The organism is Streptomyces caeni, assembly GCF_042678285.1.
GTDB lineage: Bacteria > Actinomycetota > Actinomycetes > Streptomycetales > Streptomycetaceae > Streptomyces > Streptomyces caeni.
The window spans coordinates 22,264-47,857 of record NZ_JBHUDX010000058.1; the positions used below are offsets into that span (position 1 = coordinate 22,264).

Genomic DNA, 25,594 nt, shown 5'->3' on the forward strand with positions numbered 1-25,594 from the left:
CCCTCCCGGCCGAGGACACCCGACCACCGAACCCCCAGCGACAGAAGAGTCCACCATGACCCACACGAGCACGGTCCCGGCGCGGCGGCCTGTCCGCACCGGCCGCCTCACGAGCCACGGGCGCTGGGCCCGGCTGCGCCGCACCTGGCTCGGCCCGGCGCTCGTCGCCCCGAGCTTCATCCTGCTGGCCGTCTTCGTCTACGGCTTCATCGGCTTCACGGTCTTCATCTCCCTGACCCAGCGGTGGAACCCCTTCAACCGCGACACCACCCTGCGCGATCCCGCCCTGGGCAACTACGCCGAGCTGTTCGCCACCCCCCGCTTCCAGGCGGACCTGCGCAACACCGTCGTCTTCACCGTGCTCTTCCTCCTCGCCTCCGTCGCCCTGGGTCTGGTGCTGGCCGTCCTGGTGCACCACGTCGTGGTCGGGCGGGCCTTCTTCCGCAGCGTCTTCCTCTTCCCCTACGCCCTGTCCTTCATCGTCACCGGTGTGGTCTGGCGGTGGATCTTCACCCCGCAGACCGGCGCCAACCTGCTGCTCGACGCGACCGGTGTGTCGAGCGCCTACGCCTCTGTGACCGGCACGCCACTGCGCCCCGACTGGATCAGTGACCAGCGTGTCGTCGGGCAGCTCAACGGCGTGCTGGAGTCGGTCATCCCGGGCGGAACCCATCTGCACACCCAGGTGGGCATCCCCCTCGCTCTCATCCCGGTCGTGATCGCCGCCGCGTGGCAGCTCGGCGGGTTCGCGATGGCCATGTACCTCGCCGGTCTCGCCGCCATCCCCGACGAGGTCCGGGAGGCCGCCCTGATGGACGGCGCCGGGCATCTGCAGACCTACCGCAAGGTGATCCTGCCGATGCTGCGGCCGGTCACCGTGACCACCCTGGTCATCCTCGGGCACGTCAGCCTGAAGATCTTCGACCTGGTGTACGCGATGGCGGGCAGCGGAGTCGGCTTCAGCACGGACGTCCCCGGCATCTTCGTCTACGAGCAGATGTTCCGCGCGCTGCGCTACAACGCCGGCGCCGCGGCGAGCGTGGTGATGCTGCTGCTGGTGTGCGCGGTCGTCGTGCCCTACCTCGCCCGCACCTACACCCGAGAGGACTCCTGACATGGCCGCCGTCACCCAGCTCCCGGCCTCCGTCGCCGCCGGGCCGCCCGGCGGCCCCGGCCCCGGGGCGCCCGGCGACCGGACGCGGCGCCGCCGCCTGCCCCGCACCCCCGGCCAGTGGGCCGTCGTCGCGGCCCTGACCGTGGGCACGCTGCTGTTCCTGCTGCCGGTCTACGTCATGGTCTCCGCGGGGCTGAAGTCGCCGGGGCAGGCCGATGTCTCCACCATGTGGCACCTGCCGTCCCCCCTCAGCCTCGACGGCTACCACGAGGCGTGGTCGCGGCTGTCCGGCAACTTCGTCAACAGCCTGCTGATGGTGGTGCCCGCGACCGTCATCTCCTCGCTGGTCGGCGCGCTCAACGGGTTCGTCCTGTCGAAGGTGCGCTTCCCGAAGGCCAACCTGGTCTTCACGATCATGCTGCTGGGCATGTTCATCCCGTACCAGGCCGTGCTCATCCCGCTGGTGACGTTCCTCCAGCAGATCGGCCTGTACGGCACCGTCCCCGGGCTCGTGCTCGTCCACGTCGTCTACGGCCTCCCCATCGCCACCCTCATCTTCCGCAACTACTATGCGGCGGTGCCGCAGGCCATCGTGGAGGCGGCCTCGATCGACGGGGCCGGTGTGCTGCAGACGTTCTGGCGGGTGATGCTGCCGCTGTCGCTGCCCGGGTTCGTCGTCGCCGGGATCTTCCAGTTCACCAACATCTGGAACGACTTCGTCTTCGGCATCGTCGTCGTGCCCGACCCCGCGAGCCAGCCCGTCACCGTGGCGCTGAACAACCTCTCGGGCACCCAGTCCGTGAACTGGAACGTCGTCATGGCCGGGGCGGTCATCGCGGCCGTGCCGACCGCGCTGATCTACCTGCTGCTCGGCAAGTACTTCATCCGCGGCCTGACGGCGGGATCGGTCAAGTGAGCACCGCCGGCCTGTGGTCCGCCTCCTCCCCCGCCCTCGTCACGGGCGAGGTGGGCCCGGTGGTCGACTGCGATGTGCTGATCATCGGCACCGGCATGGGCGGGGGCACCCTCGCCCGCGCCCTGGCCGGCAGCGGAGCCCGGATCCTGCTCGTCGAACAGGGTGGCTTCCTGCCCCGGGAACCGCAGAACTGGTCCCCCTCCGACGTCTTCGAGCGACGGCGCTACAAGAACGCCCCGCCGTGGGAGGACCGGACGGGGCGCACCTTCACTCCGGGCGTCCACCAGTACGTGGGCGGCAGCACCAAGGTGTACGGGGCCAGCCTGCCCCGCTTCCGTGAGGAGGACTTCACCGCGGTCGAGCACTGGGAGGGCACCTCTGCGGCCTGGCCGTTCTCCTACGCCGACCTCGAACCGCACTACGCGGTCGCCGAACAGTGGTACCGGGTGCACGGCTCGCCCGGCGCGGACCCCACCGAGCCCCACCGCTCGGGCCCGTACCCCTTCCCCGCGCTCGGCCACGAGCCCTACGTCGCCGACCTCGCCGAACGGCTGCGCCGCCAGGGCCTGCACCCCTACCCCCTGGCCATGGGGGTCGACCGGGGCGAGGGCGGTGCCTGTGTGCGCTGCCGCACCTGCGACGGCTTCCCCTGTCTGGTGGGGGCCAAGAGCGACGCGGAGACCTGCGGGGTGCGCCCCGCCCTCGAAGACGGCCGGGTCCGGCTGCTGACCGGGACACGCGTGGTACGCCTGGACACCGACCCCTCCGGGCGCACCGTGGTGGCGGCCCGGGCCGAACGCGGCGGGGCCCCGCTCGAACTGCGCGCGGGCACGTTCGTCGTCGGCGCGGGCGCCGTGGAGTCCGCCGCGCTGCTGCTGCGCTCGCAGTCCGCGGCCCACCCCCACGGCCTGGGCAACTCCTCCGGTCTGGTCGGCCGGGGTTACATGCAGCACAACAACACCGCCCTGCTGGCCGTGGACATGCGCCGCCCCAACCCCACCTGGTTCCAGAAGACGCTCGCGGTCAACGACTACTACCGCCCCGGGCGGGGCGGCCCCTACCCGCTGGGCAACATCCAGCTGCTGGGCAAGCTGCAGGCCGCCATGCTCAAGGCCGCCCGGCCGCGGCTGCCGCGCCCGCTCCTGCGCACCGTGACCGCGCACAGCGTGGAGTGGTGGGTGATGTCGGAGGACCTGCCGCACGACGACAACCGGGTGGTCCTGGCGCCCTCGGGGCGCATCCGGGTCCACTGGAGCCCGACCAACACCCGCGCCCACCGGGAACTGGTCGCCCGCGCGCGGCGGATGATGCGCCGGGCCGGCTACCGGTTCATCGCCGCGGACACCTTCGGTGTGGAGACCAACTCCCACCAGTGCGGCACGCTCCGCGCCGGCGAGGACCCCGCCCGGTCGGTCCTCGACCCCTACTGCCGCAGCCATGACGTACGCAACCTGTTCGTGGTCGACGCCTCGTTCCTCCCGTCGTCCGCCGCCATGAACCCGGCCCTGACCATCGCCGCGCAGGCGATCCGCGTGGCCCGTGAAGGAGAGGTACTGCCGTGAACGGGATCCTGGACGAGCTGGCCCGGCGCCGCGTGGTGGCGGTGCTGCGCGCCGCCGACGCGAGCGGCTTTCCGGCCGTCGCGCGCGCCCTGGCGGCCGGCGGCGTCACCTGCGTCGAGGTGACGATGACCTCGCCCGGCGCCCTGGACAGTGTGGCCACCCTGCGGGAGCTGGGACTCACCGTGGGCGTGGGCAGCGTCATCGCACCCGCCCAGGCGGCGGACGCCTGCGCGGCCGGCGCCGCGTTCGTGGTGACCCCCGCACGGGTCGAGGGGGTCGTCGGCCGCTGCGCCCCGCACGGGGTCCCCGTGGTGATGGGCGCCCTGACCCCCTCGGAGATGCTCACGGCCGCGCGGGAGGGCGCGGCGGCCGTCAAGGTGTTCCCGGCCGCCGTCTTCGGCCCGGACTATCTGCGGCAGGTACAGGCACCGCTGCCGCACCTGCGTCTGATGCCGACCGGGGGCATCACCGTCGCCGCGGCCGCCGGGTATCTGCGGGCGGGTGCCTTCGCCGTCGGGCTCGGCACCCCGCTCGTCGGCGACGGCGGCACCCCCCTCGACGAGATCACCCGGCGGGCCGACGCGCTCGTCCGGTCCTGCACCGGGCCGCAGCACCCCGCGCCCGCGGCCCGGCCCGGCGGTGCGGAAGAAGGAGGATACGCATGAGCGACCGCCCCCTGGTCACCCTGGGCGAGACGATGGGCCTGTTGACCACGACCGGTGAGGGCCCCCTGCGCCACCAGCGGACCCTGGAACTCGGCACCGGCGGGGCCGAGTCCAACGTCGCCATCGGAGCGGCGCGGCTGGGCGCCCCGGCCGCGTGGATCGGGCGCGTGGGCGACGACGAGATCGGCAGGCTGGTCCTGGCGAGCCTGCGCGCGGAAGGCGTCGACACCAGCGCCGTCCGCGAGGACGCCGGGGCCCCCACCGGTCTGATGCTCAAGACCCGCAGGACCGCCGTCGACCGGCGCGTCACCTACTACCGGCGCGGCAGCGCCGGGTCGCGGCTGTCGCCCGAGGACGTCGGTGAGTCCCTCGTCCTCGGTGCGGCGGTGCTGCACGTCACCGGGATCACCCCGGCCCTGTCGGCGTCGGCGCGCGACGCCGTCGAGTACGCGGTCCGGCTCGCGCGTGAGAACGGCGTGCCGGTCTCGCTCGACGTCAACTACCGCGCCACGCTGTGGTCCCGGCACGAGGCCCGGTCCTGCCTCGTCCCCCTCGCCCGGCAGGCCGACGTGCTGTTCGCCGGCGAGGACGAGGCGGCCCTGCTCGGCGCGTGCGGCGACCATGCCGCGCTGGCCACCGGGCTGGCCCGGCTCGGGCCCTCGGAAGTGGTCGTCAAACGCGGCCCGCACGGCGCGTACGCGCTCGCGGACGGCGTCGCCCACGCGACCGCGGCGATACCGACCACCGTGATCGATCCGGTGGGCGCCGGCGACGCCTTCGTGGCCGGGTACCTCGCCGAGCGCATCGCAGGCGCCCCCATGGCACGGCGCCTGCGCACGGCGGCGATCTGCGGGGCCGCCGCCTGCGCGGTCCGCGGCGACTGGGAGGGCGCCCCCGAACGCTCCGAACTCGAACGGCTCGCCCAGGCCGGCGCAGAGGTCCAGCGGTGATCACTCCCCCTCGGGGCGGCTATGCCCTCCTGGTGCGGTTCGCCCTCCGGGACGCGGCCGGGCCGGCCTTCGACGCCCTGGTGGCCCGCACCGTCGGCCTGGTCCGCGCCCACGAGCCGGGAACCCTCGTCTACGCCGTCCACACCGCCGCGGCACCCGCCGAGCGGATCTTCTACGAGCTGTACCGGGACCGCGAGGCGTTCGTGTTCCACGAGCGCCAGACGTACGTCCGGGAGTTCCTCGCCGCACGGGGTGCGTTTCTGCGGGAGCCGCCGGAGGTTACCGTGCTGACGCCGGTGTGACGTCAGCGGGGCTGCCGCCCGCCGGCCGGGGGTGCGGGGGCGAGCCGGGCCAGGCAGAGGGAGGGCTCGACGAAGGGTTCCAGCCGCTCCGCGGTGATCGGGGCGCGCACCTCCGCCAGCACACCGCGCATCAGGCCCAGGTGGAGGGAGCAGACCACCTCCCGGTGCTGCTCGGCGATCTCCCGGAAGGGGCAGTGCCGGATGCGGATGACCTGCTGGTCCGCGTCCGCCGTGTCACCCGGTGCCGCTTCGGGCGCGAATCCGATGATCTCAAGGACCCGCACCACCCGCCGGACCGCCTCGGCGGCGTCGAGGTGCTCCAGCGGCGCGGGGCGGTCGGCCAGATAGCGGCCCCAGGTCTCACCGGCCTCGATGGCGGCCTGCTCGGGCTGGGGCAGTCTGCCGATGACGATGCCGGTCAGCATCTCGGCCAGCATGCGGTAGCTGCGCAGCCCGCTGGTGGCGTCCGCGGCGGCGCGGTAGACCATGCGCGGCCGGCCGGGCTGGTCGCGCTCCTCCGTGTGGCGCGTGGCCAGCCCGGCCTCGACCAGCCCGTCGAGGTGGAAGCGGGCGGTGTTGGGGTGCAGGTCGGTGCGTGCGGCGACGTCCTGTACGCCCATGGGCTGCTGCTCCGCCCGGAGGATCTCCAGCACCCGGTAGCGGCTCTCTCCCAGGGGGGCCGGAGGACTGGGATCGGTCATGGGCTGTTCGGTCATGGACGCTATTTTATTTGCCTTTGTTCGTAAATACAGGTGTGTGTTTCACGGGCCCCGTTACCGTTCGGTGGAGGCCCAGGTCAGGAAGTGTTTCCTGCCTGCTTTCCGGTCGGCCGGGACTGGCGCAGGCGCCGTTGCAGCCGGTGGACGGCCACGGCGTGCGGGCCCCCGGCGGCGACGAGCCCCGAGGCCTCCAGCGGCCGGTGGTTGCGCACCGGCTCCGCCGAGACCAGCAGGACCACGATCACCGCGACGCACAGGGACAGCACCCGGTGGAAACGGCCCGCCTCCGAGTGCGGCCGGTCGCCGGGCCGGCCGGACGGGCGCCTCCGGCACGGCCCGCCGGTACCCGGCGAACACCTGCGAGGCCCATGCGCTCGTCGGCTGGCGGCCGCAGTACTCCAGCGCGCCGACCACGGCGAGCAGGACGACGGCGTACAGGGCCACGAAGACCCTCTCGCCGCTCACGACCGCTCCTGCACCGCCGGCGGCTCGGCGCCGGCTTGCGGCCTCGTCCTTGGCGGCCTCGACCTGAGCCGCGCCGTCGGAGACGATCCGGCGAAGAGCAGGTCCCGTCCGGGGGGTCCGGGTTCCGCGACCCGCTGACCCGGTGGCGCGCGCCCGGCCACGTCATCCACAGCAGGGGCAGCACCCCGCCGACGGGGAACACCGCGTCGCCGGGCAGCCTGAGCCATTCCAGGACGGTGTTCGCACGGCCCTGCAGATGACCGAGGCTGCGGGCGTCGGCGTATCGGCGTCGAGGACCTCGTACAGCTGCAGCGCCCCGCCGGGCAGCAGGGTGGCGAAGCTCATCCACGCCAGGCCGAGGTTGAGCGACCAAAAGGACAGCCGCGGCCAGCGGTCGTCCCAGCGGTCCTCGGGGATGAGGCAGCGCAGGGCGGACATCGCGAACCCGACTGCGAGCATGCCGTCCCGACGGCCGTCACCAGCACGGCCGCCGCACCCAGCCACGACCGATCATGCGCGCCCGCCTGCACCCTGGAGAGCCGTTCGGGGACACCTCCGGGTCCCCGCTGGTGTCCTGGACCGTGGTGTCCGGCGTTCCCATGCGTTGTCCTCGGCACGGTGGCCGCGGTATTGACGGTGCGCAGGATATAAACAACCACCATTTATACAAAAGGGGCCGAGTGGCCTTGTGGCGGAGGCGGCTTCGTGGTGACCGGCGCGGAAGGGGGCGAACAGCGGCCCGGACGGTGAACCATGCGCTGCCGCCGTCCGTGCACACCGACAACCGATGCCGCCGCGGACAACGACGTCTCAGCAGAGAGGAGCGGCCTCGTGCCCACTGACTACGCCTGTCAGGCCGCAGCCGAGCAGGCCGCGCGGGCGATCGCCCCCGTGTGTGCCCTGTTGGCGCCCGAACGAGGCCGCCCCTTGGCCGAGGACGAGGCCATGCCCGTCGTCCTGCGCTCGTACCTGGGCGTTGACCGCTCCTCCGGCGCCGGACGACGACGCGGGGCGCAACCGCCCGCCGTCAGCGCGTCCATGGGCGCCGCCGTGCTGCTGCTCTTCCTCGACGGGGTGCGGGCGGAGCTGGCGGGCGCCCTGCCGAACTGGCACGGCACGCTGCCCCGTCACCTCTCCGACGCGCTCGGCCTCCCGGCTGCCGGAGTCTCCGGCCGGCAGCGGACGGGCGGCTGGCAGAGCACGGCCGAGCTGCAGAAGGGGGCCGAGGACGTGCTCACCGCCCTGGTGGGCCGCGCACGCGGCGCCCCGGTCGGCCCGGCCGACCTCACCGCCCGCCTGGCACTGATCGAGGACGTGATGTGCGGGGCACTGCGCCGGATGGCCGTACCGCCCGACGCGGCGATCCGCTGCGCCGCGGAACTCTCGGCCGCGGGCGGTTCACTGTTCGGGGTGTGACGCCTCGCGGACCTTGGTACGCCGGCCCTGCGCCGGCCCCGCAGGCGGGACGTTCGGGCACGGCAGCAGGGCGGTGCTCACACGGACCCGGTGATCAGCTCGGGTTCGGTGGCCGCGCGGACCTCGGCCTCGGTGACGCCGGGCGCACACTCGACCAGACGCAGCCCGTGGTCGGTGACGTCCAGCACGGCGAGGTCGGTGATGATCCGCTGGACCACGCGTTCGCCGGTGAGCGGCAGTGAGCAGTCATTGACGATCTTGAAGGTGCCGTCCCTGGCGACGTGCTCCATCAGGACGATCACCTTGCGCGCGCCGTGGACCAGGTCCATCGCGCCGCCCATCCCCTTGACCATCTTTCCCGGAATCATCCAGTTGGCGATGTCGCCGCGCGCCGACACCTGCATCGCCCCGAGGATCGCCGCGTCGATCCGGCCCGAGCGGATCATCCCGAAGCTGGCGCCGGAGTCGAAGAAGCTGGCGCCGGGGCGTACCGTGACGGTCTCTTTCCCGGCGTTGATCAGGTCGGGGTCCTCGTCCCCGTCGTGCGGGTAGGGGCCGGTGCCGAGGATGCCGTTCTCGGACTGCAGCACCAACTCCACGGAGGCGTCGACGTGGTTGGGTACCAGGGTCGGCAACCCGATGCCCAGGTTGACGTAGTCGCCGTCCCTCAGTTCCAGTGCGGCGCGGGCGGCCATCTCGTCTCTGGTCAGTGCCATGGTCACGCTCCTCGTCCCGCGCCCCGGCGGGGCCTGGTGGTCAGCCGTTCGATGCCCTTGTCCGCGACCTGCGCGGGCGTCAGCGGCAGGACGCGGTCGACGTAGATGCCGGGGAGGTGGACCGCGTCCGGGTCGAGTTCGCCGGGTTCGACGAGGTGCTCGACCTCGGCGACGGAGATCCGGCCGGCCATGGCGCAGACCGGGTTGAAGTTACGGGCGGCCTTGCGGAACACCAGGTTGCCGTGCCGGTCGCCCTTCCAGGCGCGCACCAGCGCGAAGTCCGCCGGCAGGGCCCGCTCCAGCACGAACGGGACGCCGCCGAACTCGGCGGCCGGTTTGGGCGGCGAGGCGACCGCGACCCGGCCGTCGGAGGCGTACCGCCACGGCAGCCCGCCGGAGGCGACCGCCGTGCCGGTGCCGGTCCTGGTGTAGAACGCGGGGATGCCGACACCGGCCGCGCGCAACCGCTCGGCGAGGGTGCCCTGCGGGGTGAGTTCGACCTCCAGTTCGCCGCCGAGGTACTGCCGGGCGAACTCCTTGTTCTCCCCCACGTAGGAGGCGACGATCCTGCGGATCCGGCCGCGGTCGAGCAGCTTGCCGAGACCCACGCCGTCGGTTCCGCAGTTGTTGGAGTAGATCTCCAGCCGCTCCACGCCGGCCTCGACGACCGCGTCGATGAGCACGGCGGGGATGCCGCAGATCCCGAAGCCGCCCGAGGCGACCGACGCCCCGTCCCGGATGCCTGCCACGGCCTCGGCCGCGGTGGCGACCACTTTGTCCACCGTTGCTTCCTTCCGGGTCAGTTGAGCTTGGCGAGTTGGGCGAGGACGGTCTCCGGCGCGGCGTCCGCGGGGATGTCGGCGAGGAGGAAGTCACCGGACGGCAGCGCCGCGCCGTCCCCGTGCCAGAACTCCTGCGGGATCCGTGGTCCGGTCAGCCCGGAGCCGCCGACCGTCACGCCCTGCCCGGTCCGCCGGCCCAGGGTCCAGCGGTAGTGGTCGGTCACGTTGACGACCGGTGCGTAGACGCTGTCGTCGGCCTGCGGCAACCGTCCGGGGCGCGGGTCGCGTTCGTCGAGCAGCAGCATCGAGACCGGCGGTGCCGCCAGCCGCCGCAGCCAGTCCGCGACATACATCGCGGCGGTCTCCGCGTGATCGGCGGTCAGGTCCGTGAGCGGACCGGCGCCGCTGAGTTCGTGGGTCCGCGCCAGCCACAGCATCGGGGAGGGGATCTGCACGACGAGCGGAGCGGCCGAGGCCCGCGCCACGACCTCGGCCAGCTCGGCGGCGGCGACGGCGGTGGGCTCGTGGCCCAGCAGCGTGCGCAGGGCGTACCCGGTCCGCGGCCGGGCGGACAGGCCGGCGCGCAGCGTGTCCTCGCGGGCGAGGGCGTCGTCGTAGTAGGCGCCCAGGTCCAGCAGGGTGGTGTCGGATCGCAGCAGGCCCTGGACCTGCCCGGTGTACTGGGCGAAGGCGACCGGGTCGGTCCACGGGACGGGGCGGCCCTGCAGGACGACCGCCCGGGCGTAGTGCTGGTGGTCGACGATCAACGCGGTCCGCCGGCCGGAGGGCGGGGCGGAGAGGAGGGTGGCGAAGTCCATGGCCATGGGCGTTCCTGGGGTCGAGGAGAGGCTCGGAGGAGGGCCTGTTCTGAGTTCCCCGTCGTCCGCGCGGAGCGCGCGCAGCGGCGTGCGTGCCGGGCGTCGGGGCGCAGGCGGGGAACTCAGAACAGACCCTGGGGTGGGGACGACCGGCCCGGCCGTAGATGACGGCGATCCGGCCGAGCGGGAAGTGGTGGCCGGCGAACCGGCCCACGGGCGGCTGCCCGTCGCGCACGGCGGGTCAGGACTTGCGGTGCACCTCTTCGCCGTGCTTGTCCTCCAGCTCGCGGACCCGCTCCTCAAGCTGGGCGATCGTGACCTCGCGCCGGTCGGGGACCATGACGATCGGGAGTTCCTTCAGCGGAGCCGTCACCCGCTGCGGGCCGTCGATGGTGAAGACCGTCGCCGTGATGTCGTCGGTGTCCGAACCCCAGGAGCCGTAGTAGTGCAGGTTCTCCGGCGGCTCGGGGGTGACGAACTCGGCACAGAATTCGGCATAGGGCTTGCCCCGCCGGAGCCTGGCCGCGCGGGCGGCCTCGCGCGCAGCCCGGGTGCCCTCGACGTCCAGCCGGAAGGTCTCCGGGTCGTAGCGCACCCCGAAGATCTCCTCGGCGGCCTTCTGGCTGATCCGGCCGAGTTCGGCGTCTTTGACGACCGATTCGGGGAGCCGCTCCAGGGGGTCGCCGTAGCCGCCGCCGGCCCCCTGGCTGATCATGTAGAGCTCGCCGTCCTTGGCGATGTCGAACTGCAGGCCCATGTGGTAGGTCGAGTAGCGGCCGTCCTCGAAGGGACGCTCGTTCATCACCTTCTCGATCGACAGGTCGAACTTCTTGCTGTCCCGGCGGATGTGCTCGTAGACGTTGGTCCCCTTGACCATGGCGAGCGGATAGGTGCCGCAGCCGTAGCCGCCGTACATGCCGTAGATGGAGGAGAACTTCGCCCCCGACGTCACCGTCATGAAGCCCCACTGCGGGGTGCCCTCGGCGGCGACGATCATCTCGTAGCCCATTCCGCCGGTGAACTTGCCGAAGCCCATGTTGTCGCGGACGAGCCGCTTGGACACGAGCTGCATGAAGGGGACCTCCTCCTCCATGACCTCCTGTTCGGCGGTGTCGGCCATCGCGCAGAAGAGCGGGGAGACCGCGTCCTCACCGTCCCGGAAGGGCTTGGCGCCGCCCGGCATGCCGTTGAGGTCCGCGCAGAGGTTTCCGACCATGTCGCCGTGCTGGGTGATTCCGCCCCACAGGAACGTGTTGATCTGGTTGAACCAGTTCGCGACGACGTTGCTGTACTTCTCCGGGGTGGAGAAGGACATCCGGCTGTAGAGCGCCTGCGCGGCGGAGAAGCCGCGGAACGACGCCTGGAGCGACTGCCCCATCGGCGCGTCGTAGGAGGCGTCGGCCCAGGTGCCCTCGTCCGAGATGATCTCGATACAGCTCATGGCCGAGGTGCAGCGCGGCAGGTCGGGCCACCAGAAGGCCAGGATGGCCTGCATGATCATCGACTTGACCGAGCAGAGCGGACTGTTGATGGCTCGGTTGAGGATCTCCGGGCCCGTGCCGCGCAGGTCGATGGTCATCTCCTCGCCCTTGACGGTCACCTTGCAGGCGAACTTGATGAGGATGTTCTCCTTCAGGGTCGAGTCCATGAACTGGTCGAAACGGTAGGTGCCGTCGGGCAGTTCGCTGATCCGTCGGCGCACCTCCACCTCGACGTCCTCGACCGTGGTGCGCAGGGCCGCGACGAAGGTGTCGGCCCCGACCTCGTCGATGATCTTGTCGACCCGCTCCATGATCTTGCGTACGGCGGTGATCTTCACCTTGAGGTCGGCGAGCTGGAGCTTGGGGTCACGCACGGAGTGCTGGAGGAAGGTGAGCAGGTCTCGGCGGAGCCGCCCGCGCTCGACGATCTTGAAAGGGCTCATCCGCAGTCCGTCGTCGAAGGGCGTCTCGGACCCGGAGGGCATACCGCCCGGCTCGCAGGCACCGTTCTCGCCCTCGTGGATGGTCGCGGCGACCCAGGCGATGATCTCGCCGTCCCTGATGACCGGCATGATCATCGACTGGTCGGTGTTGTGGATGTTCCCGAACCGCGCGTCGTTGTGGATGAACCCGTCGCCCTCGTGGATCCCGACGGTGGGCTCGTCCTTCCAGTACTTCATGATGTAGCGGATCGGGTGGTGCAGGATCGCGCTGAAGGCGATGACACCGTGGCAGGAGAGGTAGGAGACGTCTCCGGCAGCGGTGTAGATGGCGGTCGTGAGGTCGCCCCACTTCGCACCGGGCGCCGCTCCCTGCGCCTCGCACATCTCATAACCCTCGTCGAGGGCGCCGGCGATGCGCTTGCGGATGCGCTCGACCTGGAGTCGGTCGACGCCGGCAGCGATGGCCCGCTCCTCATGGGCGGACCTGGGCGCGATGCTGTGGTCGCGCATGATGGCCGGGTCGGGGCCGAGGAAGAGGGTCGTCTCGTCCATGAACTTGTCGACCCACTCCTGCTCCTGGGGAGTCAGGGGCGTCGGCGGCCTGTCATCGATGGTGGTCATGTCAGTGGCTCCTTCTGTTTCGCATGGCGGGTCGGCGGCCGGTGCCGGGTCAGTCCCGGAGGAACCAGACCGCACCCTGGCGCGTCGGTTCGAGCCGCCAGCCGGGCTCGACGAGGTACGTCGTGTTCTCCGTGGTGACGATCGCCGGACCGGGGACGACGTGCTCGTGGGTGAGCACGCTGTGGTCGTGGACGGGCGTGCTGACCGGGTCGTCATGGCCGATGAAGACGACGTCGCGGCGGGAGACCTCGGCCGGGACCGTGCGCTCTCCCCCGGCTTCCAGGGAGTCGAAGCTCACCACGTCCCCGTCGACGTAGGACGCGACCCGGACGGTGTTGCACCGGATGCCGGCCTCCGGAGCGGCGCTCGACGCCCCGAAGCGGTGGCTGTAGACATCACCGAAGATCTTGATCATGGCGAGGACGTCGGCCACGCCGTTCATACGGCTGATGTCCTCCAGCGCCACCGCCTGGGTGAGCAGCTGGTTGCCGTAGCGCATGTCGAGTTCGAGCCGGTACCTCACGTCCTCGGCGGCGAAGCCCTGGCGGACCAGGTCCTCGCGCCCGCGCGCCTCCAGCTCCTCGACCACGGCGTTGAATTCGTCGTAGTCGTCGTAGAGCTGCCGCGTCGTCGGGTTGTACATCGTCACGTGGACGCCGCGCTCGTGGAAGTGGAGCTGCTTCATGTTCCCGGCGCCGCAGGCGGAGAACACCGAGGAGAACGGCGGGGCCAGCACTCGTCTGATCCCCGCGTGGCGGGCGATGCCGCAGGCGTGCAGCGGGCCGTTGCCGCCGTAGGCGAGCATCGTGAAGTCCTCCGGCAGGTAGCCGCGGACCCGCAGCTCCTTGCCGATACCGATCGCCATCTGCTCGTCCACCCCGTCCTTGATCGCCCGCGCGATGTCCAGGACGTCCATGTCGAGCGGGTCGCAGAGGGTCTCCTCGATGGCGAACCGGGAGCGCTTCGGGTTGAGCTTGATGTAGCCGTTGGCGTAGTTGTCCGGGTCGAGGTAGCCGAGGAGGAGGTCGGCGTCGGTCACCGTCGGGCGCAGACCGCCGCGGTCGTAGCAGGCCGGACCGGGGTTGGAGCCGGCCGACTCCGGGCCGATCCTGATCGAGTCGTGGATGCGGTCGTACGTGGCGATCGAACCGCCCCCCGCACCGAGGGTGTCGAGGTGGACCATCGGCACCGAGACGAGCCAGCGGTCGATGGTGGGCAGGAAGTCGTAGTGCTTGACGCCGCCCTCGGGCACGAGGCCGATGTCGAACGACGTGCCGCCCATGTCGGTCGAGATGACGTGCCCGAGCCCCGTCTCGTTCGAGAGGTGCTCGGCGGCTCCGACGCCGGCGATCGGGCCGGAATGGATCGTCTGGAGGGCGTCGGTCGAGTTCATCTGCGCCATGCCGCCGGAGTTGTGGATCACCAGCATCGGCTTGTCGTAGCCGGAGTCGCGCAGGTTGTTCGACAGCTGGGACAGCGCGTGGAACATGATCTCGTGGAGGAAGCCGTCGATGATCGTCGACGTCGCCCGGACGTACTCGCCCTTGCGGCCCGAGACCTGGTGGCCGAGCAGGACGGGAATGGCGCCCAGCTCATGGGCGGGGAACTCCTCCAGGACGATCTCCTGGATCGCGAGTTCGTGGACCGGGTTCTCGGTCGCGTTGACGAGGGTGACGACGAGCGCCTCCGCCCCGGCGTCGACGAGTTCGCGCACGACCGTGCGGACGTCCTCGGGGTCGAGCGGGGCGACGACCTTGCCCGCCGAGTTGATGCGCTCCTTGACCGAACGGATCATCTGGCGCGGCACGATCGGCTCCGGCCGCTCCGCCGCGGGCAGGTTCTGCTGCATCGAGTAGTCCAGGCCCTCGCCGTAACCGCGGCCCCGGGAGAGCGGGATCGTGTCCTCGAAGCCGTGGGTGACGATCGCGGCGACCTTGGGGCCCTTGCGTTCGATGAGCGCGTTGGTGCCGAGGGTCGTCGCGTAGCGGACCGAGTCGACCTCCTTGAGAGCGGTGCCGCGGTCGAGCCCCGCCCGTCGGCACGCCAGGTCGAGGGCCTCGTTGAAGCCGAGGGCGAGGTTGTGGTGGGTGGTGAGGGCCTTGGCCTCGACGTACTGGTCGTCCCAGACGAAGAAGCAGTCGGTGAACGTGCCGCCGATGTCGACGGAGATGCGCTTCATGGGCTGTCCCTGGGGTGTCGTGTGCGCGGTGCGGTCAGCGGACGTGGCCGATGGCCCTGAGGGCGGCGGTGTACTTCTGGGCGTCGTCGCCGGGGCCGTAGGTGTGGACCTCCTCGGGATCCACACCGCGCTCCTCCCACTGCGCCCGGAGCGCCGCGACGTCGATCAGCATGTCGACCGTCGGGGGGTGGCCCGGCGGGATGTACTCGGTCTCGATCTGGGTGCCGCAGCCGGGGCAGTAGTACTCGAGGATCCGGCAGTACTCCGGGTCCGGGGAGAAGGTGAACTCGTACCGCTCGGGGTCGATGACCGGCTGGTGGATCTCGCGGGGGTCCCGGTCGTGAACCAGGGTGCCCTCCTTGTAGTTGCCGTGCGCGCTGCCCATGTCCTGGTCGCAGACCCGGCACACCCAGCGTTCGGTGTCGAGGTCGATGACGAGGTACTCGGTCATGGGGACTCGCATGGGAGCCCTCCTTCGGGGTGGGAAGAACAAGGGGTCGAGGGTCGGGGTAGTGGGTCGGGGCGAGGGAGGGGTCAGAGCGTGTCGTGGAGCAGCAGGTCGCCGGCCGAGGTGACCCGGAAGGTCCAGCCTGGCAGGACCCGGGCGGTGAAGAAGGGACCCTCGACGATCGCCGGGCCCACAGCGGTGTCCCCGGGGCCGAGTTCGGTCAGGACGTGGACCGGCACCTCGTCGACCCGGTCGGCCGCCGACCGCACCGAGCGGGTTGCGGCGACCGGGGCCGGCCGGGTCCCGGTCTCCTCCTCCGGGGTCACTTCCGGATGCGGCAGCGGGGCGGTGACGGTGAGCCGGAGGGAGATCTCCCGGCCCGGGTGGTCGACCGGGTCGCCGGGACGGTACGGGGAGCGCGACACCGGCGTCCCGTCCTCCTCCTCGACGCTCAGCTCCCAGGCGGTCTCGCAGTCGGCGAGCGCGTAGCCCTCCTGGAACATGTCCCGCTCGGCCCTGACGAGCAGTTCGTCGTACGTCTGCCTCGCCGCCTCGGTCGTCGGCTTGGGGGCGCCGACCTCGTAGGTCTTGCCGACGTCGGAGAAGGCGATCCCGAACGCGGAGAAGACCGCCGCCGTACGCGGGATGAGGACCTGCCGCACCCCCGCGGGCCGGGCGGCGCCGGTCGCGCTCATCGGTCCGGCCCCACCGAACGCGGCCAGGGTCGTGTCCTCGGTCACGAGGTGCGCGAACGACGAGGACAGCGCCTCGAAGTACGCCTGCTCCATCCGGACCAGAGCCTCTTCGAGGCCGATCCCGAGCGGGGTCGCGATGGTGTCGGTGACGACGGCCCGGGAGCGCTCCGCGTCCAGCCTGAACGTGCCGTCGAGATAGGTGTCCGGGTCGAGGACGCCGAGCAGCAGATTGACATCGGTGATGGTCGCCTGCTTGCCGCCGAAGCCGAAGCACGCCGGCCCCGGGGCCGCCCCGACGGATGCGGGGCCGACCGTGATCCGCCCGTCCTCGACGGCGATGACGGAGGACCCGCCGACCCCCTTGGAGTGGACGTCGCTCATCGGGTAGGAGACCGGGACGCCCTTGATCGTGCCCCGCTCGTCCGCCGTGACCCGGTCGCCGGCGACCACGCCGACGTCGGTCGTGGTGCCCCCGATGTCGATCATGAGGGTGTGTGCGAGCCCGTACGCCCGGGCCAGCGCGGCCGTGCCCTCCAGCCCGCCGCGGGGGCCGGAGGAGTAGGTCTTGAGCGCCACCGACTTGGCGACCCGCGAGGAAGCACCGTCGTTGCGGTAGACGAGCAGCGGGTTGAGGACCTTGTAGGACTTCAGGCGCCGTTCGGCGCTGTAGAGGAATCGCTCCATCGTCGGGTGGAGGAAGGAGTTGATGACGCACGACCAGACCCGGCGGGGATCGTCGCGGTCGCCCGCCAGGTCCCAGCTGTAGATGACCGGGATGGAGCCGAGAAGATGCCGGGGGAACTTGCGGAGCAGGACCGTCCGCAGTCGGCGCTCCTGCTCCGGGTCGCCGCCCGCGACGACCACGCGGGCGGCCCCGAGCGTGGCCAGCCGGTTGACCTGCTGGACGACCTCGAAGTCGATCGTCTCGTTGTCGGCGTCCATGTCGATCGTGAGGAGGCGGTCGCCGACGAGGCTCTCGAAGAGTTCCTCCTGTGCGGCCGTGGCCCGCATCGCCGGTCCGAGGTCCGGCAGGGGCGTGAGGATGCCGATCATCGGGCCGCGGCGCTCGACGAGCGCGTTCGTCCCCTGGGTGGTCGAGTACCGGATGTGCTGGGTCGCGTGCAGCAGCCGCTCGATGTCGGGCGTGCCGTACAAGGCCGCCGAAGCCTTCTCCACGCCGGTGAAGAGGCATTCGGAGAGGTCGTGGGGGGTGGTGAGCGTCTTGGTGAAGGTGAAGCCGGTGCCGTCCCAGACGCAGATGTCGGTGAGGGTCCCACCGTTGTCGATGTTGATGAGGGTTTCCATGCCACTCCTTGGGCTGCAACTCGGGCTGCAACGGATCCGCGGGAGGGACGCGGCCGCCGCCCCGGGGCGCACCCCCGATGTCCGGCCCGGCCGTCGCCCTCGACGGTGAGATCCAAGGTGCTGGCGTCCCAGAGTTCGTGGCCGTCCCAACTTGGGACATGCACGCCGGTTGGTTCGGGTCGGCGGCGCGGGCATCATGAGGGCCCGGCGCGTGAGGGCCGCACGCGCCGGTGGCCGCGACAAGGAGGCCGTATGCCGGACAGGAACAGCAGGCTGCTGCGTATGGCGGCAGCCCGGGCCGACTTCCTGGAATACGGACAGCAGGGCGCCGCGGGCGTTCCCGACGTCCTCGCCGCGTCATGGGTGCGCAGTCAGCGGGCCGGGGTGGACATCAGCCGTCCGCCGACGGACTTCAGTGACGACATCGACACCAGCTCCCGTCTGGTCCGCTGCGCGGAGCCGGTCCTCGACCAGCTCGGCAACGACACCGCCGACCTGCCGCTGGTCATCGCTCTCACCGACAGCCACGCCCGCCTGGTGCAGCGCCGGGACTCCTCCTCGGCCGTCGGGCGGCTGCTCGACCGGGTCGATTTCGCCCCGGGGTACAACTACGCCGAGGGGAAGAAGGGCACCAACGGGGTCGGGACCGTCCTGGAGGCGGGACAGGCCGTGTCGGTGGTCGGTCCTGAGCACTTCACGGAGGAGCTGCAGGCGTTCGCCTGCACCGGCGCGCCGGTCATCGACCCGTTGACCGGGCGCATCGAGGGCATCCTCGACGTCTCCACACTGGCCGATGCGTGGAGCCCGCTCGTGCACACGCTCGTCAAGTCGGCGGCCAAGGACATCGGGCGCAACCTTCTGCTCGACCGGAACCAGGCCCAGCAGGCACTCTTCGAGACCTATCTGAGGGCCGACGCCCGCTCGACCCGGCAGGCGGTGTTCGCCTTCGCCGACTCCGTGTTCATGGCCAATGCCGCGGCCCAGGCCATGTTCGACCCGGTCGAGCAGCTGGCCGTCCGGGAACACGCGACCTTCCTCATGGCCCGCCGCGACCGTGTCAGCGAGACGATGGCCCTGCAGTCCGGCCGGATGATCCGCATACGCGGGACCCGGATCGTCTCGGGCTCCGACACCGCGGGCATCGTCGTCATCGCCGAGGCCGTGACCGACCGGGCGTCACATCCCTGGTCCCCAGCCCCCGGCCCGGAGTTCGACGACCGTGTCCTGCCACGAGTGGCGACGGCGGGTGCCGAGACCAGAGGGCTCGTCGGCGACCTGCGCCGGCCGCATGTGCCGATCGCCTCCGGCTCGTCCCCGGCGTGGATCCGCGCCTGCTCGGAACTACGCGACGCCCTCACCGCGAAGGCCCCGACGATCGTCCTCGGCGAGACGGGGGCGGGCAAGTTCACCCTCGTCGCCGAGCTCTTCCACGCCGACCACCCCTGCGGCCGCAGCGTCGCCGTCGACGCGAGCCAGCTGCACTCGGGGGAGAGCGACCTCGACGCGCTGCTGGGCAGCACCCGTGAGCAGACCCTGTGCATCGTCCGGAACATCGACCAGGCGAGCACGGAGGGGGTCGAACGCATCGACGAGCTGTTCACGACCCTCGGTTCGACGAAGGCTCCTGTCACGTTCGCCGCGACGGTGTCGGACTCCAGCCTCGACTCCGACCTGCCGTTCCATGCGCTCCTCGGACACTTCGAGGTCGCCGTGACCATCCCGCCGCTCCGATTCCGCACCGAGGACCTGGCGCTCATCGTCAGCCGGGTCCTGGAGGAGATCGCGCCGGGCCGGCGGGTGCGGCTGTCCCCCACGGCCATGCGAACCGTTGCCCGGTACACCTGGCCGCGCAACGTCTCGCAGCTGCGTGAGGCGCTGACCCATGCGCTGCGCGCGCGGCCGGTGGGGGAGATCCAGGACCAGGACCTGCCGAACTACTGCCAGACCCGGTCCCACAAGATCCTCACACGCATCGAGGCCGCCGAACGCGACGCGATCATCGCGGCGCTACGGGACAAGGGCGGCAACCGCGTCGCCGCCGCGACGCACCTCGGCATGTCGCGGAGCAGCCTGTACCGCAAGCTGCGGTCGTACGGGATCACGGCTTGAGAAACGGCCGGGACTGTCCCACATTGGGACGGCCGGCGTGCCGCCGCTCTCCCTATCGTCGAGGGCATGGGAAGCCCGCAGACCTTCGCCGGCCTCTGGGACCGGGCCGTCAGGAACCACACAGACCACACGTTTCTTCTCTTCCGCGCCGACAGCGGGGCGGTGTCCACCTGGACCTACGCCGAGTTCGACGCGCTCGTCGAGGGCGTGGCGGCCCGGCTGACGGCGTGCGGTGTGCGCCCGGGCAGTCCGGTCCATGTCGTTCTGCGCAACTGCCCGGCCTTCGTCGCGCTGTGGCTGGCGACGAGCCGGCTCGGCGCGTGGATGGTGCCGGTGGATCCGGCGTCGTCGGCCCGGGACGTGGCCCGCCACGTCACCCGCACCCGCCCCGTCGTGACGGTGTGCGCCACCGCGAGGCAGGCCACGGTGCGCGAGGGCGCCGACGGCCGCGTCCCGTATGTCCTCCCGCTCACCGAGACGGCCGCCGACCTCGCACCGGGCTCTTTGCTCCTCGCGGCTCCGCGTTCCCGCCCCGAGCGCTCAGCGCTTCCTCGCCCCGAGGACCGGATCGCGGTCATGTTCACCTCCGGAACGACGTCGGAGCCGAAGGCGGTGGAGCTCACTCAGCGGAACTACCTCCATGTCGCCACGGCCATGGCGGACCTCTCGGGTCTCGGTCCCATGGATCGCTGGTACGTCTGTCTGCCGCTCTTCCACGCGAACGCGCAGTACTACTGCTTCGCGTCGGCCATCGCCGTCGGCGCCTCGGTGGGGCTGACCGCCCGCTTCACCGCGAGCCGGTGGCCCCACGAGGTCGCCGAGCTGGGCGCGACTCACGCGAGTCTGTTCGCCGCGCCGATCCGGATGATCCTGGCACGGCGACGCGCCGACGCGCCGGCCCTCGCGCTGCGGCATGTGTGGTTCGCACAGAACCTCGCCCACGGGCAGTGGGCCGAACTGGCCGGGCTGTGCGGTGTCGCGCCCCGGCAGATCTACGGGATGACCGAGACCCTGGCCGTGGTCACGGCCGCCCCGCCCGACGGCCCCGACCCGGCGCGCATCGGCGCCGTGGTCCCAGGACGCCACGTCGTCCTCCTGGACCCGGTCACCGGCCGGCCGGTGCCGGACGGGGAGCCGGGCGTGCTCACACTGGCCGGGCACCGCGGGAAGGATCTGTTCCGGGGGTATCTGGACCACCCCGCCGCGAACGCCCGTGCCTTCCCCGACCTCGGTCTCCCCGTGCCGGAGAGCGGCCAGGTGTGGTTCAGCACCGGGGATCTCGTCCGCCGGGAGGCGGACGGTCAGTTCAGCTTCGTGGGCAGGGTCGACGACGTCATCAAGGTCGCCGGCGAGAACGTCTCCCTGACCGAGGTCGAGGCCGCTCTCGCCGAAGCCCCCGGGGTGCTGGAGGCCGCGGTGGTGGCCGCTCCGGACCCCGTCCGCGATCAGGTCCCGGTCGCCTATGTCGTCCCGAGCGACCCCGAACACCCGCCGACCGCGGTCCGGCTCGACGCCTGGGCGGCCGACCGTCTCACCCCCGCCTCGCGGCCCCGGGCCTGGACCGTCGTGGACGCACTGCCCCGCACCTCGGTCGGGAAGATCCGCCGTTTCCGCCTCACCCCGAGCCCCGAGGGGGCTTTGCCGACTGCCCCAGCGAACTGCTCCGGCTCCGTCCACGTCCAGGACACCCGTGTCCGGAGCCCCGCTGGAGCCGCCGATCCCACGAAGGACCAGTCCAGACCCATGGGAAGAAAGTAGGGCACCATGACTGCGGTTACGCCCCTGCCCGCCCGCATCGGCATCATCGGTGCAGCCCATACCCCCTTCGGGAAGCTGCCGACGGAGACGGTGGGAAGTCTCGTCGAGACGGTGACGTCCCAAGCCCTGACCGACGCGGGTGTCGAGCCCGAAGAGGTCGACGAGATCTTCGTCGCACAGTTCAACAGCGGCCTCACACCGTTCGCGTTCCCGTCCTCCCTCCCGCTCGGGGCTGCCGGCGGGCTCTGGGGGCGGCCGATGACACGGGTCGAGAACGCGTGCGCCTCCGGCTCGGCCGCCGTGCACCAGGGCGTTCGGGCCATCCTCTCCGGGCTCGCCGACACCGTGCTCGTCGTCGGCGCCGAGAAGATGACCCATGCGACGGGTGCCGAAGTGGCCCGGGCACTGCTGGGAGCCGACCCTCAGCTCGCCGGAACGAACTCGCCCACCGGCTTCGCCGGCCTCTTCGCGGACGTCGCGCAGGACTATGCCAAGCGGTACGCCGCTGACGACTGGCTCGGCGATGTCCTCGCCGCGATCGCCGCGAAGAACCACCACAACGGGTGCTCGAACCCGTGGGCGCAGATACGCAAAGACCTCGGCATCGAGTTCTGCTCGACCGTCTCGGACGCCAATCCCCTGGTGGCCGGGCCGCTTCGACGCACCGACTGCTCACCCGTCAGCGACGGAGCCGCCGCCCTCGTCCTGCGCCGGGACCCGGCCGACCCGCTCGCCCTCATCGCCGGGGTGGGGCACGCCAACGACCACCTCGACGCCCGCCGACGCGACGTCCTCGAATTCGCCGCGGGCCGACTCGCCGTCCAGCGTGCCCTGGGTATGGCCGGGATCCGGGTGGACGACCTCGATCTCGCCGAGGTGCACGACTGCTTCACCATCGCCGAACTCCTCGTCTACGAGATGCTGGGACTCACGCCCCGGGGACAGGGCCGGCGCGCCGTGGAGGAGGGCTGGGTGTACCGGGACGGCCGGCTCCCCGTCAACGTCTCCGGGGGGCTCAAGGCCAAGGGGCACCCCGTGGCAGCGACCGGCGTGTCGCAGCACGCCCTCGTGGCTCTCCAGCTCTCCGGCATGGCGGGCGAGATGCAGCTCGACGGGCCTCGCACCGGCCTCGTGCACAACATGGGCGGTGTCGCGGTCGCCAACTACGCGACGGTGCTGCGCGGATGACCGCTTGATCGCCCACCGGTGTGCGCGGCGCCCTCGTCAGCCGTTCACGGGGACGGTGCGCGTGGTCATGTGTGCCTGCCGCATCCGCCCGTCCGGCCTGAACCCGCCCGCCTCCGGCGTGGTCCCCCCGACAAGAACCGGCGGGTCACCGCGGAGGGAGTACGGCCGCCGTCGGTGATCCCGCGTGCGTGCGGTTGCGGGTCCGGATCCGGAAGATGGCCAGTCCTACCACGCCGAACGCGGCCGCCCAGCCCAGGCCGAGGGCGAGGTGGCCCCATAGCGCGCTCTCCCCGAAGGCGCCGCCGACGGCGAACTGCATCGGGCCGAAGGACGGGAACCACTGCAGAACGGGCTTGTTGGCGAGCGGGTTGCCCAGCGGGTTCTGCAGGAAGGTGTCCATCAGGCCGCCCATGATGATCAGGAAGAAGCCCTCCAGGTCGTGTTTCACCAGGACGCCGAGGAACAGGCCGAGGGCGCCGTAGGCGAGGGCGATGACCGTGAACCCCGCCAGTACGGCGAACCAGCCGGCGAGACCCGGTCGCCAGAAGAGCAGCATCGCGAGGGCCGTGTAGAGGGCGATCGCGGTGGCGACCAGGGCGACGGCCAGAGACTTGGCGCCGACCAGGGTGGACTGCCGGTACCCGGCGAAGACCAGGCGCCGGTCGAAGGCGAGTGCCTTGCGGACGGCGTCGAAGACGACGAACCCGGCGATCATCGTGACGGAGTTCAGACCGGCCGAGACCAGGGTCAGTTGGCCGCCGTCCACACGCAGCACGTCGCCGGTCGAGTACAGCTTGAAGTTCAGCGGGGTGTGCCCGGCCATGGCGTCCATCAGCAGGTACCACACGGGTACGAAGAGCACGAGCAGCAGCCCGGCGAGGCGGTTGCGGGTCTGGTCGCGGACGCAGAACCGCAGGGCGGTGGGGAACTGCCCCAGCAGCGGCCGGGGCGGGACGGTGCTAGGCACGGACATCGTGCTGCTCCCTCGATGACGTACGCGGGGTGATCCGGCCGTCGGCGAGATCGGCCAGCAGGTCGAAGCGGTCCTGCTCGAAGACGAGATGGGTGATGATCACGACGGCCTTGCCGTGGGCGCGCAGGCCGTCGACGACATCCCAGAACCGCAGGTACGTCTCCCAGTCGAACCCCTGATAGGGCTCGTCGAGGAGCAGCACGTCCGGGTCGTGGAGCAGGGCCAGGGTGAGGTTGAGCTTCTGCCGGGTGCCGCCGGACAGATCGCCGGCGGCCGAACGCGCGTAGCGCTCGTAGCCGAGGAGACGGACGAGTTCATGGCCGCGGTCCAGGTCGGGCAGGCGGTGGGCGGCGGCGAAGTAGCGCAGATGCTGCTCGACGGTGAGGTTGGCGTTCAGGACCGGGTCCTGGGGGCAGTAACCGAGGGCCCCGGACAGGGTGACCTCGCCCCGGTCGACGGGCAGGGTCCCGGCCAGGATCTTCAGCAGCGTCGACTTGCCGGCGCCGTTCTCGCCGACCACGGCGACCAGTTGCCCGGGGTCGACCGTGAGGTCGGCGCCCCGCAGCACAGGATGTCTGCCGTAGGACTTGTGGATGTCGCGGGCTTGGAGTATAGGCAATGGGGCTGGTGTCGAACCGGTCGCCATGCGCGGTCTCCCTATGAGTCGTCCCCTTGTACTTCTTGCGGTGTCGCGTTCAGCCCGCCCGCGTAGATGCTCAGCATCTCGGGGGCCCAGCGGGCCATGCCCTCGGCCGACAGCGGGTCCACGCCCAGGACCTCGGTGAGACGGTCACGCAGCAGGAAGACAGCCAGGTCGTTGCCGAGCAGGAACGCGGCACGCACCGCCGGCTCACGCCCGGGCGCTGCCAGTCCCGCGGCCGCCATGCCGTCGAGCGCCGTCCGGCTCAGGTCGAACAGCCACCTGAAGAGCAGCCGTCCGGCGTCCGTGTCGGACAGCAGGAGCCGGCGCAGGTAATCCGGCAGCGGCGAGCCGGGCGGAAGGTGCCGCGCGAACACCTCACCCAGTGAACCCGCTCCGGTACCCGGATCGAGCAGCTCCGCTCCGCCTTCTCCGGTCAGTTCGCCGAGCATCGCCTCGAAGACGCCCAGCACATGGTGGTCGACCTCTTGGCGCAGCCCTTCCTTGGACCCGAAGTGATGCACGACAAGGGCGGGTGACACTCCCGCGACGGCGGCGATCTGCCGCACGGACACCGTCTCCGGACCGTGCGCGGCGAACAAGCGCAGAGCCTCGTCACGGATGACCGCACGCGTGGTCCGGTCATCACGGATTGAACGCATGTACAGCATACTAAACAATCGTTCAGCCCGTGTCCATGGAGGGGCCCGCCGTTCACGTCCTGTCACCGGTGCTGCGGGTGCCGCGCCGTCGCGGGCAGGCCTGGTCGCGGCGGGACCATCGGTCCGACGTGCTGGAGCGCCGCGGGACCGCTCCGCCGGAGGACGACGTGAGGGCCGCCGCAGGGATCAAGGGATCAGTCGTCGGCGGTGCGCACCACGAGCACCGGGCAGGTCGCGTGCTGGACGCAGTGCTGGCTGACCGAACCGAGGAGCATTCCGGCGAACGCGCCGTGTCCATGGCTGCCGACCACCAGCAGGTCGGCGTTCCTGGCCGCCTTGGTCAGGACGAGCGACGGGTGGCCCTCCACGACGAGCGGGACGACCGGGATGCCGGAGTGCTCCCCCAGCACCTCCTCGATGGTGCGCCGCAACTCCTCGCGGGCCCGTCCCTCGAAGTCCCCGCCCGAGTAGTCCACGGGCATGCCGTAGGTGACCGGCAGGCGCCACGCCTGCACGGCACGCAGTTCCGCACCGGTCAGCTCTGCCTGGCGAGCCGCCCACCGCAGCGCCGACCTGCTGGAGTCCGATCCGTCCACCCCCACCACGATCACTTCCCGGGGTGCTGCGCCGCCCAATGCCCTCACCTCTCCATGCCGTGCCTTCTTGC

The 25,594-nt window shown here is 71.3% G+C and carries 24 protein-coding genes; 10 read left to right on the forward strand and 14 right to left on the reverse strand.

The genetic code is table 11. The annotated features are described in order from the left end of the window. The first annotated feature begins 55 nt into the window (after positions 1 to 55). From ACFSL4_RS21115 to ACFSL4_RS21140, 6 genes are read left to right on the forward strand one after another with little or no spacing between them, the layout of a single operon-like run. Complete coding sequence (locus tag ACFSL4_RS21115) at positions 56 to 1,114, forward strand: carbohydrate ABC transporter permease (protein ID WP_381085076.1); 1,059 nt, start codon at positions 56 to 58, stop codon at positions 1,112 to 1,114. Position 1,115: 1 nt separating this feature from the next. Next, positions 1,116 to 2,030, forward strand: a complete 915-nt coding sequence (locus tag ACFSL4_RS21120; protein ID WP_381085079.1) for a carbohydrate ABC transporter permease — start codon at positions 1,116 to 1,118, stop codon at positions 2,028 to 2,030. Continuing rightward, positions 2,027 to 3,592: a GMC oxidoreductase gene (locus ACFSL4_RS21125; RefSeq protein ID WP_381085082.1), complete on the forward strand. Its 1,566-nt coding sequence runs from the start codon at positions 2,027 to 2,029 to the stop codon at positions 3,590 to 3,592. Before ACFSL4_RS21120 ends, ACFSL4_RS21125 begins: the two co-directional genes overlap by 4 nt. Beyond that, positions 3,589 to 4,257: a bifunctional 4-hydroxy-2-oxoglutarate aldolase/2-dehydro-3-deoxy-phosphogluconate aldolase gene (locus ACFSL4_RS21130; RefSeq protein ID WP_381085084.1), complete on the forward strand. Its 669-nt coding sequence runs from the start codon at positions 3,589 to 3,591 to the stop codon at positions 4,255 to 4,257. Before ACFSL4_RS21125 ends, ACFSL4_RS21130 begins: the two co-directional genes overlap by 4 nt. Beyond that, positions 4,254 to 5,207, forward strand: a complete 954-nt coding sequence (locus ACFSL4_RS21135; RefSeq protein ID WP_381085087.1) for a sugar kinase — start codon at positions 4,254 to 4,256, stop codon at positions 5,205 to 5,207. The genes ACFSL4_RS21130 and ACFSL4_RS21135 overlap by 4 nt, the downstream gene beginning before the upstream one ends. Beyond that, positions 5,204 to 5,509 carry a putative quinol monooxygenase gene (locus tag ACFSL4_RS21140; protein ID WP_381085089.1) on the forward strand — a complete coding sequence of 102 codons (306 nt, stop codon included), beginning with the start codon at positions 5,204 to 5,206 and terminating at the stop codon, positions 5,507 to 5,509. The genes ACFSL4_RS21135 and ACFSL4_RS21140 overlap by 4 nt, the downstream gene beginning before the upstream one ends. A 2-nt stretch (positions 5,510 to 5,511) precedes the next feature. Here the strand turns inward: ACFSL4_RS21140 and ACFSL4_RS21145 are convergent, their stop codons facing one another. From ACFSL4_RS21145 to ACFSL4_RS21155, 3 genes are all read right to left on the reverse strand, one after another. Then, positions 5,512 to 6,225 carry a helix-turn-helix transcriptional regulator gene (locus ACFSL4_RS21145; protein ID WP_381085092.1) on the reverse strand — a complete coding sequence of 238 codons (714 nt, stop codon included), beginning with the start codon at positions 6,223 to 6,225 and terminating at the stop codon, positions 5,512 to 5,514. 80 nt (positions 6,226 to 6,305) lie between these two features. Next, entirely contained in the window at positions 6,306 to 6,494 is a 189-nt protein-coding gene (locus tag ACFSL4_RS21150) for a hypothetical protein (protein ID WP_381085095.1), read from the reverse strand. A 361-nt stretch (positions 6,495 to 6,855) separates the two neighbouring features. Continuing rightward, entirely contained in the window at positions 6,856 to 7,152 is a 297-nt protein-coding gene (locus ACFSL4_RS21155; protein ID WP_381085098.1) for a hypothetical protein, read from the reverse strand. 372 nt (positions 7,153 to 7,524) lie between these two features. Here ACFSL4_RS21155 and ACFSL4_RS21160 point away from each other — a divergent pair, with 372 nt between their 5' ends. Beyond that, the gene (locus ACFSL4_RS21160; protein ID WP_381085101.1) at positions 7,525 to 8,109 is read left to right on the forward strand and encodes a hypothetical protein; all 585 of its coding nucleotides are present in this window, start codon (positions 7,525 to 7,527) and stop codon (positions 8,107 to 8,109) included. Positions 8,110 to 8,186: 77 nt separating this feature from the next. On the opposite strand, the gene ACFSL4_RS21165 is transcribed toward ACFSL4_RS21160, so the two are convergent. The 7 genes from ACFSL4_RS21165 to ACFSL4_RS21195 form a co-directional block, all read right to left on the reverse strand. Continuing rightward, complete coding sequence (locus ACFSL4_RS21165) at positions 8,187 to 8,825, reverse strand: 3-oxoacid CoA-transferase subunit B (RefSeq protein WP_381085104.1); 639 nt, start codon at positions 8,823 to 8,825, stop codon at positions 8,187 to 8,189. 2 nt (positions 8,826 to 8,827) lie between these two features. Beyond that, the gene (locus ACFSL4_RS21170; RefSeq protein ID WP_381085107.1) at positions 8,828 to 9,607 is read right to left on the reverse strand and encodes a CoA transferase subunit A; all 780 of its coding nucleotides are present in this window, start codon (positions 9,605 to 9,607) and stop codon (positions 8,828 to 8,830) included. A gap of 17 nt (positions 9,608 to 9,624) precedes the next feature. Continuing rightward, complete coding sequence (locus ACFSL4_RS21175) at positions 9,625 to 10,431, reverse strand: hypothetical protein (protein ID WP_381085110.1); 807 nt, start codon at positions 10,429 to 10,431, stop codon at positions 9,625 to 9,627. A 235-nt stretch (positions 10,432 to 10,666) separates the two neighbouring features. Continuing rightward, positions 10,667 to 12,970, reverse strand: coding sequence for a hydantoinase B/oxoprolinase family protein (locus tag ACFSL4_RS21180; RefSeq protein ID WP_381085113.1), 2,304 nt, complete (start codon positions 12,968 to 12,970; stop codon positions 10,667 to 10,669). Between the two features lie 49 nt (positions 12,971 to 13,019). Then, positions 13,020 to 15,149 (reverse strand): hydantoinase/oxoprolinase family protein, encoded by a 2,130-nt coding sequence (locus ACFSL4_RS21185; RefSeq protein WP_381085116.1) that lies wholly within the window; start codon positions 15,147 to 15,149, stop codon positions 13,020 to 13,022. Between the two features lie 34 nt (positions 15,150 to 15,183). Beyond that, on the reverse strand, positions 15,184 to 15,612 hold the full coding sequence (locus tag ACFSL4_RS21190; RefSeq protein ID WP_381085119.1) for an acetone carboxylase subunit gamma: 429 nt from the start codon (positions 15,610 to 15,612) through the stop codon (positions 15,184 to 15,186). Between the two features lie 71 nt (positions 15,613 to 15,683). Next, on the reverse strand, positions 15,684 to 17,597 hold the full coding sequence (locus ACFSL4_RS21195) for a hydantoinase/oxoprolinase family protein (protein ID WP_381085122.1): 1,914 nt from the start codon (positions 17,595 to 17,597) through the stop codon (positions 15,684 to 15,686). Positions 17,598 to 17,849: 252 nt separating this feature from the next. Here ACFSL4_RS21195 and ACFSL4_RS21200 point away from each other — a divergent pair, with 252 nt between their 5' ends. From ACFSL4_RS21200 to ACFSL4_RS21210, 3 genes are all read left to right on the forward strand, one after another. Beyond that, a complete protein-coding gene (locus ACFSL4_RS21200; protein WP_381085125.1) occupies positions 17,850 to 19,706 on the forward strand; it encodes a sigma-54-dependent Fis family transcriptional regulator in 1,857 nt (618 codons plus the stop codon). 66 nt (positions 19,707 to 19,772) lie between these two features. Continuing rightward, complete coding sequence (locus ACFSL4_RS21205; protein ID WP_381085128.1) at positions 19,773 to 21,464, forward strand: class I adenylate-forming enzyme family protein; 1,692 nt, start codon at positions 19,773 to 19,775, stop codon at positions 21,462 to 21,464. Positions 21,465 to 21,470: 6 nt separating this feature from the next. Continuing rightward, positions 21,471 to 22,652: a thiolase domain-containing protein gene (locus ACFSL4_RS21210; RefSeq protein WP_381085131.1), complete on the forward strand. Its 1,182-nt coding sequence runs from the start codon at positions 21,471 to 21,473 to the stop codon at positions 22,650 to 22,652. 145 nt (positions 22,653 to 22,797) lie between these two features. On the opposite strand, the gene ACFSL4_RS21215 is transcribed toward ACFSL4_RS21210, so the two are convergent. From ACFSL4_RS21215 to ACFSL4_RS21230, 4 genes are all read right to left on the reverse strand, one after another. Next, positions 22,798 to 23,625 (reverse strand): ABC transporter permease, encoded by an 828-nt coding sequence (locus tag ACFSL4_RS21215; protein ID WP_381085134.1) that lies wholly within the window; start codon positions 23,623 to 23,625, stop codon positions 22,798 to 22,800. Further along, positions 23,612 to 24,271, reverse strand: a complete 660-nt coding sequence (locus tag ACFSL4_RS21220) for an ABC transporter ATP-binding protein (protein ID WP_381085137.1) — start codon at positions 24,269 to 24,271, stop codon at positions 23,612 to 23,614. Before ACFSL4_RS21220 ends, ACFSL4_RS21215 begins: the two co-directional genes overlap by 14 nt. Before the next feature lie 11 nt (positions 24,272 to 24,282). Beyond that, entirely contained in the window at positions 24,283 to 24,927 is a 645-nt protein-coding gene (locus ACFSL4_RS21225) for a TetR/AcrR family transcriptional regulator (protein ID WP_381085140.1), read from the reverse strand. Between the two features lie 194 nt (positions 24,928 to 25,121). Further along, positions 25,122 to 25,571, reverse strand: coding sequence for a universal stress protein (locus ACFSL4_RS21230; protein ID WP_381085143.1), 450 nt, complete (start codon positions 25,569 to 25,571; stop codon positions 25,122 to 25,124). Positions 25,572 to 25,594: the final 23 nt, after the last annotated feature.

Coding starts and splice junctions, on each gene's coding strand:
- ACFSL4_RS21115 (WP_381085076.1), top strand. CDS start 56: ATGACCCACACGAGCACGGTCCCGGCGCGGCGGCCTGTCCGCACCGGC.
- ACFSL4_RS21120 (WP_381085079.1), top strand. CDS start 1,116: ATGGCCGCCGTCACCCAGCTCCCGGCCTCCGTCGCCGCCGGGCCGCCC.
- ACFSL4_RS21135 (WP_381085087.1), top strand. CDS start 4,254: ATGAGCGACCGCCCCCTGGTCACCCTGGGCGAGACGATGGGCCTGTTG.
- ACFSL4_RS21145 (WP_381085092.1), bottom strand. CDS start 6,225: ATGACCGAACAGCCCATGACCGATCCCAGTCCTCCGGCCCCCCTGGGA.
- ACFSL4_RS21155 (WP_381085098.1), bottom strand. CDS start 7,152: ATGCTCGCAGTCGGGTTCGCGATGTCCGCCCTGCGCTGCCTCATCCCC.
- ACFSL4_RS21165 (WP_381085104.1), bottom strand. CDS start 8,825: ATGGCACTGACCAGAGACGAGATGGCCGCCCGCGCCGCACTGGAACTG.
- ACFSL4_RS21175 (WP_381085110.1), bottom strand. CDS start 10,431: ATGGCCATGGACTTCGCCACCCTCCTCTCCGCCCCGCCCTCCGGCCGG.
- ACFSL4_RS21180 (WP_381085113.1), bottom strand. CDS start 12,970: ATGACCACCATCGATGACAGGCCGCCGACGCCCCTGACTCCCCAGGAG.
- ACFSL4_RS21185 (WP_381085116.1), bottom strand. CDS start 15,149: ATGAAGCGCATCTCCGTCGACATCGGCGGCACGTTCACCGACTGCTTC.
- ACFSL4_RS21190 (WP_381085119.1), bottom strand. CDS start 15,612: ATGCGAGTCCCCATGACCGAGTACCTCGTCATCGACCTCGACACCGAA.
- ACFSL4_RS21195 (WP_381085122.1), bottom strand. CDS start 17,597: ATGGAAACCCTCATCAACATCGACAACGGTGGGACCCTCACCGACATC.
- ACFSL4_RS21200 (WP_381085125.1), top strand. CDS start 17,850: ATGCCGGACAGGAACAGCAGGCTGCTGCGTATGGCGGCAGCCCGGGCC.
- ACFSL4_RS21205 (WP_381085128.1), top strand. CDS start 19,773: ATGGGAAGCCCGCAGACCTTCGCCGGCCTCTGGGACCGGGCCGTCAGG.
- ACFSL4_RS21210 (WP_381085131.1), top strand. CDS start 21,471: ATGACTGCGGTTACGCCCCTGCCCGCCCGCATCGGCATCATCGGTGCA.
- ACFSL4_RS21215 (WP_381085134.1), bottom strand. CDS start 23,625: ATGTCCGTGCCTAGCACCGTCCCGCCCCGGCCGCTGCTGGGGCAGTTC.
- ACFSL4_RS21220 (WP_381085137.1), bottom strand. CDS start 24,271: ATGGCGACCGGTTCGACACCAGCCCCATTGCCTATACTCCAAGCCCGC.
- ACFSL4_RS21225 (WP_381085140.1), bottom strand. CDS start 24,927: ATGCGTTCAATCCGTGATGACCGGACCACGCGTGCGGTCATCCGTGAC.